The organism is Thalassospira lucentensis MCCC 1A00383 = DSM 14000, from assembly GCF_000421265.1.
GTDB lineage: Bacteria > Pseudomonadota > Alphaproteobacteria > Rhodospirillales > Thalassospiraceae > Thalassospira > Thalassospira lucentensis.
Window position 1 is genome coordinate 77079 of sequence record NZ_ATWN01000013.1, and the last position, 13501, is coordinate 90579.

Genomic DNA, 13501 nt, shown 5'->3' on the forward strand with positions numbered 1-13501 from the left:
GTTTTTCCGACTTAGGTTCTGAGCCTACAGCTTTACACCGGGCAGCCCGATGGCCTGTTTGATCCAGTCGGTGAGTTGGGGTTCGTCAAACGCATCATCCTCGTGGATGTTGAGATAGCGAGTGCCTTGGGTTTTTGAACTTACCGGAGGAACAGGGGTCAGGGATGTGCCCTGCATGAAGGTGATCTGGACGTATTTCTTGTAGCAATACATTGCCAGAAACCAGCCGTCATCCTTGCCATAAAGGGGCGTGTTCCATTTGACGGCCTTGCGTACATCGGGAAATACCTGTCCGACGATATCGTCGATGCGGCGTCCGATGTCTGTTTTCCATTCCGGCATGGCGCTAATATAGGCTTGGACAGGTTCGTTGCCGTCGCCCTTGGGGATTTGCGGATTACCACTTGAAAGCAGCTTGGGTTTATCTGGTGTGCTCATGACCGGAGACTATCAAACTTCATATCGAATAAAAACCGCAAGTTGCATTGGCGGAGTGCTGTACCCCGGCACTTCTTTTTAAGGAGAAAGCGGTTTGCAGGAGGCGGGCGGTATCTGAACGGCGTTATGTCGTCAGCAGATGTCGTAATCTGCATGACAATTACCTATATCTAGGTTCTTACCTTCAAATCATTCCAGAAACATCAGGATACGCTTGTCCGCTGAAATTGAAGTATTTTTTGAGTGCTTGCATCTGACGGAGAGAGTTTTGTGTCTTGTGTCTTGTGTCTTTGGGATGTTGGGTATGATATAGCCAAACTATTCTTGCGCATTAGGGGACTTAGCCGACTGTGCAGGATGTCTGTTTGGCAGACTGTCCCATAACCATCGACAGGATGAGCGATGATCAATCTTGGACATATCAAGTCGTTTCTGGTGTGTTTTGCACCGTTAAGTGCGGTGTTTCTTCTTCTTGTCGGTTTGTTGGCGTGGGATGGCACCTCTGTGCGCGAAAAGTCGATTGCCGATGATCAGCGGTTTGCGCTTGATAAGTCGATATCGAGTTTGCAGGAACGGATTGATATCGTTGTTTCCGATCTGTTGATCCTGTCGGAAAGCACGCATCTTGCGGCGGTGCTTGACGGGCGGGCGAGTTTGGATCAGCTTGCGGACGAATATAAGCTGTTTACGCTGCGCCGGGGTATCTATGACCAGATCCGTTATCTGGATACTGATGGCGATGAAACGGTGCGGGTGAATTACGGCAGCGGCATTCCCTATGCTGTTCCCGGCCGGGATCTTCAGAACAAGGCAAGCCGTCCGTATTTCAATCTTGCGCACACCGCACCACGCGGCACGGTTTATATTTCCGGCATTGACCTGAACGAGGAATTTGGCGAGATCGAAAAGCCGATCAAGCCGGTGATCCGGTTGTCGGCCCCGGTGTTTGACCAGTTTGGCGACCGTCAGGGGGTGGTTGTCCTGAATTTGCGTGCCGCGCCGATCCTTGATGAAGTGATCGCGCCGCTGGCACTTGAGGGGGCAAAACCGTTTGTTCTTGATCACGATGGCAACTGGATCCTTGGCGGGGAGAGCGGTGAGAACTGGGCGCTGGACCTGACGGGGGTGGCGCGGGTTTTTGCCGACCGTTTCCCCAATGCATGGGAAAACATGCGTCTTGGCCTGCAAAGTTTTGAAACCGATACCGGATTTTATTCGGTGCAGCTTCTTGATGCGTCTGATCTGTTTCTGGCGCGCAATGCATCGCGTGCGTTGTCGGTCATCTTTGGGGGGGAGGGCGAAACCGACAGTCGGTTGAACCTGTATGTCGGCACTTATTTGCCAAGTGATACGTTCAGTGCGTTGTTGTGGCCCGAACGCGGGACGCTGATCATTGTGACCGTGGCCTTTATGCTATTGATTGCGCTTGGCAGTGCGGCATATGCCTGGACCCGGCAACGCCAACTGGTCGCAAGCTTTGATGCGCGCCTGTCCGAACAGGTGTTGCGCGCATCCAAAAACAGCGTAGTGGTTGCCGATCAGGACGGGATCATCGCCAAGGTCAATCCGGGCTTTACCGCGATGACCGGATATCTGCCCAATGAGGCGATTGGCAAACCGTTGTCGTTCCTGCGGGCCGAGCGCGAAGACACCGAGCAGCTTGACGAAATCCTGATGGCGGCACGGGCCAACGGCATTTGGGAAGGGGAAGTGCGCAACCGCCGTAAAAGCGGTGACTTTTTCTATTCCAATGTCGTGATCAGCGCGATTACCGATCCGGGCGACAGCAACGTTAATTTCGTCGAGATGGGGCTTGATATTTCACGCCATATGGAAAACGCGCAGGAACTTTGGCGTCAGGCCAACCATGATGCGCTGACTGGCTTGCCGAACCGGTTGCTGTTTGAAGACCGGCTTGAAGTTGCCTGTGGGCATTCCGAAGCCGAAGGTCATTCGATCGCACTTTTGTATATTGATCTGGACGGGTTTAAACCGATCAATGATCGATATGGTCATGAGGTCGGCGATCAGGTGCTGCGCAAGGTTGGCGAGCGGATTAAAAATACCGTGCGCACCGGCGATACCGTTGCCCGACTTGGCGGCGATGAATTTGCCGTCATTGCCGATGACGTCAAAAACAAGGAAGAGGCCGAATGGGTCGCCCAGAAGATCGCCGCATCGGTGCAGCGCCAGATGGAGATGGGGGCGTTGAGCATTTCGGTCGGGGCGAGCATCGGCGTTGCGATGTTCCCGGAAGATTCAGCCGAAACCGTTGCACTGCTTGGGCTGGCGGACGACAAAATGTACAAGCAAAAACGCATCCGTAAATCGGGATAGGGTCTGAACCCATGCGATTTGCCGGGTAGGGGCCCCCTGCCTGACCGGGGAACACATTAAAAAACACAGGCTGGAGATTTCCAGCCTGTGTTTTTTTGATGGGGTCGATGCGCGGATGTGTGGTGTCGACTTTTGTCCTTCAAACGCAAACCGGCTAAAAAGGCCCGTGCTTTTCATCAAGTGTGGGCCTTCTATTCGGGGCACAATGAAAAATGGGCCGCCATAGGGCGACCCATCTTGCTTAGATTGCGCCAATCAGCGCACGTAGACCGTTGGTCAGCCCGGTCAAGGCTTTAATCAGTTCGACCAACTGTTTAACCATCGGCAGCTCCTTTCATAGGTTGCTGCAGATGCCCCAGCGACGTCTGAGGTTATTGACAATACCGTCAACAAGGTCGATATTTGGGATCTCACTTCTAAACACCGACCGCATCTGCGGTTGCCGTAAACGTCCCATCGAAAGGTGGGACGTTTTCGTCGTTATGGGGATTATATGGTGCAATGGGTTGGTGACAAAGAGTTAATTGGTCGATTGAATTTCGATAAATTTGTAAAATGAGTCTTTTCAGATCGCTATCCTATTTATGCGGAAGATTTTTTTTTACTGAGCCTCTTATCGTGTGCTTGGAGCATTGGGCAGGTCATCGGCGTCGATGGCGGGCTTGCGATCCGACAGGGCTGATCGTTTTCAAAACAAAAAAAAGACAGGCTGGGATTTCCTCGCCTGTCTTTTTAATTCTAGTCGATACGTGCGCGCGGTTGCATGGCTTAGGCGACCATGGCGTCGTATTCTTCCTGCTTGGCCATCCATTTGGTTTCGATCTGGGCCAGATCGCTTTCGAGTTTGGCGAGTTCCTGACGCACTTTGGCAAGCTTGTCAGCATTGGCGTCCTCATAGAGCGACTGATCGGCCATATCGAGTTCGATCTTTGCCTTGCGCGCGGTCAGCTTTTCCATATCGGATTCAAGCTTTTGCACTTCGCGTTTGACCGGGGCGGCGATTTTGCGTTTTTCCGCCGCCTTTTGGCGTTCGGCCTTACGGTCACGTTTGGCGTCCTTGCCGCCATTGCCATTGCCGTCTTCGCCGCCGTTTTTATTGGCACGGCGTTCCATGCGGGCACGGTCCAGAAGATACTGGCGATATTCGGCAACGTCGCCGTCAAAGCTTGTGACCGTGCCATCGGCGACCAGAACAAGACGATCCGCACAGGCTTCGATCAAATAGGGATCGTGGCTGATGATGATCACAGCACCTTCGTAGGCGTTGAGCGCATGGTTCAGCGCATCACGGCTATCGATATCAAGGTGGTTGGTCGGCTCATCGAGGATCAGCATGTGCGGGGCGTCAAGGGTCATCAGCGCAAACAGCAAACGTGCCTTTTCGCCACCCGAAAGGTCCTTGACCTTGGTGTCGCCTTTCTGGCCTTCAAACGCAAAGCGACCCAGCTGGGCGCGGACTTTATGTTCGATGACATCAGGCATCAGGGACGCCATGTGCTGATACGGGGTTTCATCGCCGCGCAGCTCGTCGGTTTGGTGCTGTGCAAAATACCCAATGCGCAGTTTGTTCGATGAAGCCTTTTCACCCGACATCAGTTCAAGACGGTCGGCCAGAAGTTTGGCCAGTGTCGATTTACCGTTACCATTCGCACCCAGAAGCGCAATGCGGTCATCCATATCAATGCGCAGGCTGATGTTGCGCAAGACCGGTTTGCCTTCGGCATAGCCAACATCGCCCTCGTGAATGTTGATCAGGGGTGGTGGCAGTTCCTTGGGGCTTGGGAAGTCAAACGAAATGCCGCGGTCTTCGACCACCGGGATCGCCGGGCCCATTTTTTCAAGCATTTTCACGCGGCTTTGTGCCTGTTTGGCCTTACTGGCCTTGGCACGGAAGCGGTCGATGAACGATTGCAGGTGCTTTTGCTGGGCGATTTGTTTGTCGTAATGCTTGGACGCCAGTTCAAGCTGTTCACGCCGCGTCTTGGCAAACTTGTCGTAGTTGCCGCCATAAAGGGTCACGGTGCCGTCATGCAGATGGGCGATGGTTTTGACCACCCGGTTCAGAAGGTCGCGGTCGTGACTGATCAGGATGATGGTGCCGGGATAATTGATCAGATAGTTTTCAAGCCAGATGGTGGCTTCAAGATCAAGGTGGTTGGTCGGCTCATCAAGCAGCAAAAGGTCAGGGCCAAGGAACAGGGTCGCGGCCAGGGCGACACGCATCCGCCAGCCGCCCGAGAAATCATCGCAGGCGCGTTTCTGGGCATCGCCATCAAAACCAAGACCCGAGAGGATAGATGCGGCGCGTGCTTCGGCGGTGTGCGCATCAATATCGGCAAGGCGGGTGTGAACCTCGGCAATGCGGTTGGGGTCGGTGGTGGTTTCGGCTTCTTCGAGAAGGGATGCCCGTTCGGTGTCCGCAGCCAGAACGGTTTCAAGCAGGGAACGGCTTCCGGCGGGGGCTTCTTGCGAGACAACACCCATGCGGGCCCGCTTGGACAGGCGGACATCGCCGCCATCGGTCGCCAGTTCGCCGGAAATCAGTTTCAGCAGGGTGGATTTGCCCGCACCGTTGCGTCCAATCAGGCCGACCTTGTGTCCGTCAGCAATGGTCATGGAAACCTGGTCAAGAATGACACGGCCGCCGATGCGATAGGTCAGGTCGGTAATTTGGAGCATTTTATCGGTCGTTCTCTTGAGTATTTTGAGTTGGGTTTGGTGCGGTTTTCATGCGATTTCGGAGAATCGCAAGGAATTCTGTGCCCTCAATAGGGCAGGAAGCGCTTGGACGCAAGGATTCTTGAAAATGTAACCCTATGCGTTCCAGGGCGGATGTGCGCAGCATAACACGATGGAAAATCGCAGTTTTACGGGTTTTTGGGCGTTTTTGCGCCGCCGCACGGGTGAATGCACCAACCGCAGGTCTGGATTGCGTGGGTAGAACTATGTGTTGCGTTGCGATCCAACCCCGTTTATATAGCGCCAACCTTTGGGTCTGTAGATGATAAGGGAATCCTTATGTATGGTTCCTTTATCTTCTGCAGGCCCGATTTGGGTCCCATTTTTTATTAAGTAGCTAGGTGAAACCAATGGCTGTCGAACGCACTCTGTCGATCATCAAGCCGGACGCAACGCGCCGCAATCTGACTGGCAAAATCAATGCCGTCATCGAAGAAGCTGGCCTGCGCATCGTTGCGCAGAAGCGTGTCGCTTTGACCCGCGCTCAGGCTGAAGGTTTCTACGCAGTTCACAAAGAACGTTCGTTCTTTGGTGAGTTGGTAGACTTCATGATCTCTGGCCCGGTTGTGGTCCAGGCGCTTGAAGGCGAAAACGCTGTTGCCACGTATCGTGAAGTAATGGGCGCAACCAACCCGGCAAATGCCGAGGAAGGCACCATTCGCAAACAGTTTGCAGAATCCATCGAAGCGAACTCGGTCCACGGTTCGGACTCGCTTGAAAATGCTGCAATCGAAATTGCCTATTTCTTCGCGCAGACCGAAATCGTCGGCTAAGCGTCGAAAGACGAAATTCCGGTTACCCGGAACGAAAAACGCCCCGCAGATTTGCGGGGCGTTTTTTTGTGCCGGTCTGGCAGGTTCGATCAATCGATCAGAAATGCGGCCATCAAAAGCAGCAGAACTGCGATGGAGAGCACGCTCCAGAGCATAAATTTGGTCCAGTTTTCCCAGCCGTGCTGATGGTCTTCGACCAGTTTGGTGTCGTAGTCGCTTCCTTGCATTGGTTCCTCCCAGTTGTTGTTTGGGGCCGCCAGTTGGTTGTGCCCAATTGTTGATGCTTTTGCGGCGGACTTTATGCCCGTGCGCCACGGTGATCGCGCACGGCACCTGTGAAACTCTAGCGTGATTTAACTCTGGGGTGAATATCTTTTGTGTGAGTGTTCTTTTTGTGCGCTGCACTATTATCTTTCACCCGTCACCATTTACCCCTGACCGTGGGCCCCGCTGGACATGACAGAAGGGGTGTGCCATGATTTTGCCATGGAAAACGTTGTGACCCCTACCGATGCACGAATTTTTACCGCCAACCATAGGATGGCGGGGTAGGGACGTTTTGACCAAATGAGATCCACCCGCCGGAGAGGCGGGTTTTTTTTATGGCTGTCTCCCGGCCTGTCCAACATGGGAGATGACCAATGCGACATTCCGTTTCAGAACCACACCGACGAACCGTAAACGGGCGGCGCCCCTTAAACGGGGCTGATCAAGCGCCCGCTGTTTTGCATATGCTGTGCGGGAAAATTGCGGCGGGGAAATCAACACTGGCGGCTGAGCTGGCGCGAAAACCGGGCACCATCCTGATCGCGGAAGACGAATGGCTTTCGACACTTTTTGGCGATCAGATGCACTCGGTTGCCGATTATGTCGCGGTATCGGAAAAACTGCGCCGGGTGATGGGGCCGCACATCAGTATGCTGTTGATGTCGGGGCTTTCGGTGGTGCTGGATTTTCCGGCCAATACCGTCAAGCTCCGCTGCTGGATGCGCGATGTTTTTGACGATGTTGGGGCCGATCACAGGCTGCATTATCTTAATCTGCCAGAAGACATTTGCATGCAGCGCCTGCGGGCGCGCAATCAGGCAGGCGCGCATCAGTTTGCTGCCAGTGATGCGCAATTCCACCAGATTTCAGCATGGTTTGAGCCGCCAAGCGATGCGGAAGGGTTTAATGTCGTCCCCTATCAGACCGACATCATGTGAAACACAAAAAAGCTGCCGGTAAACGGCAGCTTTTGAACATCTGGATTTCTGCCGGTTGTGGCAGATTACAGCAGGAAGATGGCCATCAGGATCAGAACGCCGATCACTGAAAGGGTGCCCCACTTCATAAAGACGGTGAAACCGTTATAGATATCAACGTGGGTTTCGGTCAGTTCGTAATCTTTACCCTGCAAACTTGCCTCCTGCGTTTTGGGATTTTTCAAATGTATATCCATCAAGTTGATGCAGTGCAAGATGTCAATTAACTCAAGATATCATTGCGTTGGTTGATCGGTTTGAAGGCCGCCTTCGCAGACAAAGGGCAGGAACGAACCGGTCGCGCCAGCATTCATCATTTTGATCGACATCAGGTTGGCGTACGCAAGTTCAGCCTTGCTGTGCGGGCAGACGTAAATGCGTTCCGTGCAGCCCGATGCGATGAAGGCGTCTTCCTGCTGATTGAACGCATTACTGGTTGCGTTTGCGGGCATGGCCGCACGGGTTTCATCGCGGTTTTCCTGATAGAGCGTACATTTGGTTTCGCGCCAAGTTGCACTGTGGGCATCCGTGGTGGTCAAGAGGGTGGTCGCGGTCAAGATGAGCGACGCGAGCATAATGCCAAGGGAGGTGGGTTGAGCGGATTTCATCGTGGCTGGGGCCTTTGATGTTGCGGCACCTTGGAAGGTGCGACGGGCGTGGCGATGGCCTGCATAATCTGGCCAGACATTGTTTTGGCGCAAATGAGTGTCATAAAAAAGGGGCAGACTTTCGTTCACCCCTTGCTGGCTAAAACCATTTGCGGATCGCCCGCCACGGGTTCTTTCATCCGGGTTCTAGCACCGGATTGATGTCGGCCATTTCAAGCGTTTTGGCGTTGGCAACCGTGACAATGCCCTTGGCATCGACAGAAACGCGCCCGTCAGCGATCCAGCGGATGACCTGTGGGTAAATCTTGTGTTCCTGTTTGAGGATTCGCTGGGCCAGTTTGCCTGCATCATCGGTGGGCAGGACCGGGACGACGGCCTGTGCGATGATCGGGCCGCTATCGACTTCGGGCACGACGTAATGCACGGTGCATCCGGCAAACTTCACGCCGGCATCAAGGGCGGCCTGATGAACGCCAAGGCCCTTAAAGCTTGGCAGAAGGGATGGATGGATATTGATCAGCCGGTCTTTCCAGCGGGTGACGAAGCTGTCACTGACCAAGCGCAGATAGCCCGCCAGGACAACAAGATCGGCACCAGATTCTTCGATCAGGGCACTGACCGCCGCATCATACGCTTCGCGGCCGCCTTCGTATCGCTTGTGCGAGATGGCCTCGGCCCGGATGCCCGCACGGCGGCCCCGGTCAAGCCCACCGGCATCGAGCTGGTTTGAAAAGACCAGCACGACTTCGGCGGGGTAATCGGGCGCATTGCAGGCATCAAGGATGGCTTGCAGGTTCGACCCGCCGCCTGAAATCAGGACAGCGAGTTTCAATTTTCTTACTTTTCCCATGACCGGGCCATGTTTTTGATCACGACTTGTGGGCCATCACCGGCGCGCGGGCCAATGAAACCGATCTGGCTGACGGTTTCGCCGTGTTCACGCAAAAGCGCCTCGGCTTCGTCGGCTTTGTCGGCAGGGACCACAACGCACATGCCAATGCCGCAGTTAAAGGTGCGCGCCATTTCCATGGCCGGAATGCCGCCCTGTTCGCCAAGCCATTTAAAGATCGGCAGGTATTCCCACGTGCTGGCGTCAAAGACAGCCGTCAGGTTTTCGGGCAGAACGCGCGGAACGTTTTCGGTCAAACCGCCGCCAGTGATGTGGGCAAGGGCCTTGATCAGACCGGCCTTATGCGCGGCCAAGCAGCTTTTGACATAGATTTTGGTCGGTTCAAGAAGGGCTTCGCCAACGGTTTTGCCCGGTGCGAACGGGGCCTCGTCGCTATACTCAAGGCCCGCTTTATCAACAACTTTGCGGACCAGTGAATAGCCGTTGGAATGTACGCCACTTGAGGCCAGACCAAGGATGACGTCGCCCTCGGCAACGGTGCTGCCATCGAGAAGTTCGCCACGTTCGGCCGCCCCGACGGCAAAACCGGCAAGGTCATATTCGCCGTCAGCATACATGCCCGGCATTTCAGCCGTTTCGCCGCCGATCAGTGCGCAGCCCGCCTGTTTGCAGCCCTCGGCAATGCCCGCAACCACATCAGCGGCATTATCGACGGACAGTTTTCCGGTGGCAAAGTAATCAAGGAACAAAAGCGGTTCGGCACCCTGAACGACAAGGTCATTTACACTCATGGCGACAAGGTCGATGCCCACCGTGTCGTGTTTGTCGGCCAGAAAGGCGACTTTGAGTTTGGTGCCAACACCATCGGTGCAAGATACCAGTACCGGATCGTTATAGCCCGCCGCCTTAAGGTCAAACAGTGCGCCAAATCCACCAAGGCCACCGGAAACACCGGCGCGCGAGGTTGCCTTTGCCAGCGGTTTGATACGATCGACAAGGGCATTCCCGGCATCAATATCGACACCGGAGTCCTTATAGGTAAGGCCATTGGAGGAGGTCATTTCTGGGGTCCTTGGCAGCAAACATGCATGATAAATGGGCGGGAAAACCCCGCGTTTTTCATCAGTACGTCCTGATATCCAAGTGTCACTTGCGGTCCGGGTCGCAGTTTGCAAGGCTGCTGTTTGACCAATCCGCCATACTGACGCCTTTAATCAGATGCAAGAAACAAGCTGTGTCCTACTGATAAAAAACGCGGGCTTGATAATTTCCGCTGGCCCGAAAATACTCAAACGCGGACAATATGCAATGATCACCTGCGCATGACAGAGTTTTCTTTGCAGAATGCGTTCAACATGCCACAAAGAGCAGCAATAAAGAATCACATACGACGAGATTAGGGCAAAGAGGCATAAGTGCTTACTTCATTGAAAAACATCAAGATGTTGGCTGGCGCTGCGACGGTTTCCGTGATCCTGGCGTTCCCCGCAATGGCGCAGGACATATTCACCGTCAGCGGCGTCCATGTCGATGAAAGTGCAGATACGGCTGCCGCCGCCCGTGAACAGGCGCTTGAAATCGGTCAGCGTCGTGCGTTCGAAGAAGTTGTGGCGCGCCTGACACTGCCCGAAGATCGTCAGACCCTTTCGACACCCAATACGACCGAGATCACCAATATGGTGCGTGACTTTGGGGTGTCGAACGAGAAAACATCGTCGGTGCGCTATATCGCGGACATGACGGTACGGTTCAAGGACAATGAACTGCGTAACTATTTGCGTTTTCGCGATATTTCCTTTGCCGAACTGCAATCCAAGCCCGTGCTCATGGTGCCGGTCTATCGCACGCAAGGGACTGTTACCCTGTGGGATGATCCGAACCCGTGGCGCGATGTCTGGTCGCGCAATGTTGCCGCGTCCGGTTTGGTGCCGATCAAGGCACCAATTGGTGATTTGAGCGACATCGGAACTATTTCGGCCGAGCAGGCGGAAAGCGGTGCGATGGAGCGGCTTTCGGAACTTGCCAAACGCTATGGGGCCAATGTTGCCGTGGTTGCCAGTGCCGATGTCAGTGGCCCGAGTGGCGGCGAAACGGTTGATGTGACCGTGACGCGCTATGACCCGAACGGTGCGCCGCAGGTTTTTGGGGTGCGCGAAGCCACCCAGAGCGGTGAGACGCTGGATCAAACTTTGGTACGTGCGGCCAAGTCGGTTGCCGATCAGCTTTCAGACAGCTGGAAACGCGCCAATCTGATTAATTTCAGCACCGGTGGCAGCCTGATGGTGTTTATCCCGATTACCGGTCTTCAGGACTGGGCGAAGATCGAAGATAAGATGGTTGGCCTGCCGGTCGTGCGTAGTGCGCGTGTTGTGGCGATGTCGCGCCGCGAAGTTCAGCTTTCGCTTGAGTTCGTCGGATCGACCGATCAATTGCAAACCGCCCTTAATCAGCAAAATCTTAGCCTGACCCGTATGGGAGAACTATGGTTCATTCAACCGGTTGGGACAGACCGGCTGGAAGGCCTGTCACTTGGCGGTTAACATCGGGGGAATGGTAGGCCGTGGTTTGCCAGCAACCCAATACATCGCGGTATCTCGACGATTATCGGTTTTGGGCGTCTGGACAAACAGGGGTAACCAGACATGACATTTCGGCAGCAAGCACGTTTCTGGCTGGTTTTCACCATCGGGTTCTTTTTCCTGGTGTGGTTGTTTTCAAGCATCCTGTTGCCGTTTGTTGCCGGGATGGCGATTGCCTATTTCCTTGATCCGCTGGCCGATAAGCTTGAGGCGCGCGGCATTAGCCGCACCGTGGCAACCAGCATTATTACAGCCCTTTTCTTCCTGGTTTTCCTGTTTGTCTTGCTGTTGATTGTGCCGATGATCGGCAGCCAGTTGGCCGGGTTCCTTGAACGGTTTCCGGGCTATGTCGATACATTGCAGGCCAATGTCGGGCCGTATTTGCAGGATGTTCTGGACCGGGTTGCGCCGGAAACCCTGCAAAGTGTTTCTGACGCCATCAAGGGCCAGACCGCCAATGCGCTTAAATGGGTCGGCAATGTTCTGACCAATGTTTTGTCGGGCGGATTGGCGTTGCTGAACTTCCTCAGCCTGTTGTTCATTACCCCGGTTGTGTCGTTCTATCTTTTGCGCGACTGGGACAAGATCGTTGCCAAGATCGACAGTTATCTGCCGCGCCGTTCGGCCCGTGATATTCGTCAGTGCGCACGCGAAATTGACGATACCCTTGCCGGGTTTGTCCGCGGGCAGTCGACGGTGTGCATGTTGCTGGGGCTGTTTTACGGGCTTGGCCTGACACTGGCGGGTTTGGAATTTGGCTTTGTCATCGGGCTTATGACCGGGCTTGTCTCGTTCGTGCCGTATTTCGGAATGATTGCCGGATTTGCCGTTGGTTTCGGGGTGGCCTTGGCACAGTTCGGGGTCGGGCTTGACCTTGGGATTGTGGTTATTGTCTTTTTGATCGGGCAGTTGCTTGAGGGTAATTTCCTGACACCGAAACTGGTGGGCGACAAGGTCGGGCTGCATGCGGTCTGGGTGATGTTTGCCCTGCTTGCCGGTGGTGCCGTGTTTGGATTGCTTGGCGTGATGCTGGCCGTGCCGGTGGCCGCCGTGATCGGGGTGCTTGTGCGCTACGGGTTAAGACAGTATCTCGACAGTCGTTTATATGATCATGGTTCCCACCCCCAAGAGGGTGATGGGTTTGAGAGCACCGAGAATTGAGATCACAGTGACGCGGGCCAAAACGCCACCGGAAAAGGATATCAAGAACCAGAAGGCCAATCTGCCGGGCCAAACCGATGCCATTTCGGCCGAGGTCGCCCCGCAGCAATTGCCCTTGGCCCTTGAAATGCGTCCGGCGTTGGGACGCGATGATTTCATGGTGGCCCAAAGCAACAGCGAAGCGGTGGCGTGGATTGACCAGTGGCCAAACTGGCCTGTGCCGGCCTTGTGCCTTTATGGGCCCAAGGGGTGTGGCAAAAGCCATCTTGCCGAAGTGTGGCGGGCGAGGTCGGCTGCTTTGCGTGTCATGGCGCGTGATCTGGACGGGGTTCATCCTGACGACCTTTTGGGCGATGCCAAGGGATTGGTGATTGAGGATGCCGATAGCGGCCTTGACGAGACCGTCTGCTTTCACATTTACAATATGCTCAAAGAACGCGGTGGGCATTTATTGTTGACCGCGACACAGCCACCGGCCCGCTGGAAAGTGGCGTTGCCGGATTTGAAATCGCGGTTGGGGGCGGCACTTGTGTGTGAAATTTCCCCGCCCGATGATGATTTGATGGTGGGGTTGTTGTTAAAGCTGTTTGCTGATCGGCAAATTCAGGCCGGGCCACAGACCATCAGTTATATCCTGCCCCGGATCGAGCGATCCTTTGTGGCGTTAAGCGAATTGGTGGCCGCAGTCGATCGGCGGGCACTGGCGGAAAAGCGTGCGGTGACCTTGCCGCTTGTGCGTAGCGTTATGGAAGAGCTCTAGGCTGTTAATGGT

Annotated in this window: 13 protein-coding genes; 6 read left to right on the top strand and 7 right to left on the bottom strand. The window is 54.6% G+C overall.

Features of this window, described 5'->3' with window-relative positions; all coding sequences use genetic code 11:
- Nucleotides 1–24: 24 nt before the first annotated feature.
- Nucleotides 25–438 (bottom strand): DUF1801 domain-containing protein, encoded by a 414-nt coding sequence (locus tag K355_RS0121490; protein ID WP_022734233.1) that lies wholly within the window; start codon nucleotides 436–438, stop codon nucleotides 25–27.
- A gap of 402 nt (nucleotides 439–840) precedes the next feature.
- Between K355_RS0121490 and K355_RS25250 the strand changes: the two genes are divergently transcribed.
- On the top strand, nucleotides 841–2775 hold the full coding sequence (locus tag K355_RS25250) for a diguanylate cyclase domain-containing protein (RefSeq protein ID WP_022734234.1): 1935 nt from the start codon (nucleotides 841–843) through the stop codon (nucleotides 2773–2775).
- A 768-nt stretch (nucleotides 2776–3543) separates the two neighbouring features.
- Here K355_RS25250 and K355_RS0121505 read toward each other — a convergent pair.
- Nucleotides 3544–5454, bottom strand: coding sequence for an ABC-F family ATP-binding cassette domain-containing protein (locus K355_RS0121505; RefSeq protein WP_022734235.1), 1911 nt, complete (start codon nucleotides 5452–5454; stop codon nucleotides 3544–3546).
- Between the two features lie 410 nt (nucleotides 5455–5864).
- Between K355_RS0121505 and ndk the strand changes: the two genes are divergently transcribed.
- Complete coding sequence (gene ndk / locus K355_RS0121510; RefSeq protein ID WP_022734236.1) at nucleotides 5865–6287, top strand: nucleoside-diphosphate kinase; 423 nt, start codon at nucleotides 5865–5867, stop codon at nucleotides 6285–6287.
- Nucleotides 6288–6376: 89 nt separating this feature from the next.
- On the opposite strand, the gene K355_RS25635 is transcribed toward ndk, so the two are convergent.
- Nucleotides 6377–6514, bottom strand: a complete 138-nt coding sequence (locus K355_RS25635; RefSeq protein WP_022734237.1) for an aa3-type cytochrome c oxidase subunit IV — start codon at nucleotides 6512–6514, stop codon at nucleotides 6377–6379.
- A 414-nt stretch (nucleotides 6515–6928) separates the two neighbouring features.
- Between K355_RS25635 and K355_RS0121520 the strand changes: the two genes are divergently transcribed.
- Nucleotides 6929–7492, top strand: coding sequence for a P-loop nucleotide/nucleoside kinase family protein (locus K355_RS0121520; RefSeq protein WP_022734238.1), 564 nt, complete (start codon nucleotides 6929–6931; stop codon nucleotides 7490–7492).
- A gap of 65 nt (nucleotides 7493–7557) precedes the next feature.
- Here the strand turns inward: K355_RS0121520 and K355_RS25470 are convergent, their stop codons facing one another.
- The 4 genes from K355_RS25470 to purM all read right to left on the bottom strand — a co-directional run bounded on the left by K355_RS25470 (nucleotide 7558) and on the right by purM (nucleotide 10050).
- On the bottom strand, nucleotides 7558–7716 hold the full coding sequence (locus tag K355_RS25470) for an aa3-type cytochrome c oxidase subunit IV (RefSeq protein ID WP_022734239.1): 159 nt from the start codon (nucleotides 7714–7716) through the stop codon (nucleotides 7558–7560).
- A 51-nt stretch (nucleotides 7717–7767) separates the two neighbouring features.
- A complete protein-coding gene (locus tag K355_RS0121530; protein ID WP_147250407.1) occupies nucleotides 7768–8139 on the bottom strand; it encodes a hypothetical protein in 372 nt (123 codons plus the stop codon).
- A gap of 175 nt (nucleotides 8140–8314) precedes the next feature.
- A complete protein-coding gene (purN, locus tag K355_RS0121535) occupies nucleotides 8315–8989 on the bottom strand; it encodes a phosphoribosylglycinamide formyltransferase (RefSeq protein ID WP_022734241.1) in 675 nt (224 codons plus the stop codon).
- Entirely contained in the window at nucleotides 8977–10050 is a 1074-nt protein-coding gene (gene purM, locus K355_RS0121540; protein WP_022734242.1) for a phosphoribosylformylglycinamidine cyclo-ligase, read from the bottom strand. The genes purN and purM overlap by 13 nt, the downstream gene beginning before the upstream one ends.
- A 354-nt stretch (nucleotides 10051–10404) precedes the next feature.
- Between purM and K355_RS0121545 the strand changes: the two genes are divergently transcribed.
- From K355_RS0121545 to K355_RS0121555, 3 genes are all read left to right on the top strand, one after another.
- Nucleotides 10405–11529, top strand: a complete 1125-nt coding sequence (locus K355_RS0121545; RefSeq protein WP_022734243.1) for a DUF2066 domain-containing protein — start codon at nucleotides 10405–10407, stop codon at nucleotides 11527–11529.
- A 102-nt stretch (nucleotides 11530–11631) separates the two neighbouring features.
- Complete coding sequence (locus K355_RS24710; RefSeq protein WP_022734244.1) at nucleotides 11632–12729, top strand: AI-2E family transporter; 1098 nt, start codon at nucleotides 11632–11634, stop codon at nucleotides 12727–12729.
- 7 nt (nucleotides 12730–12736) lie between these two features.
- Entirely contained in the window at nucleotides 12737–13489 is a 753-nt protein-coding gene (locus tag K355_RS0121555) for an HdaA/DnaA family protein (protein WP_022734245.1), read from the top strand.
- Nucleotides 13490–13501 lie beyond the last annotated feature (12 nt).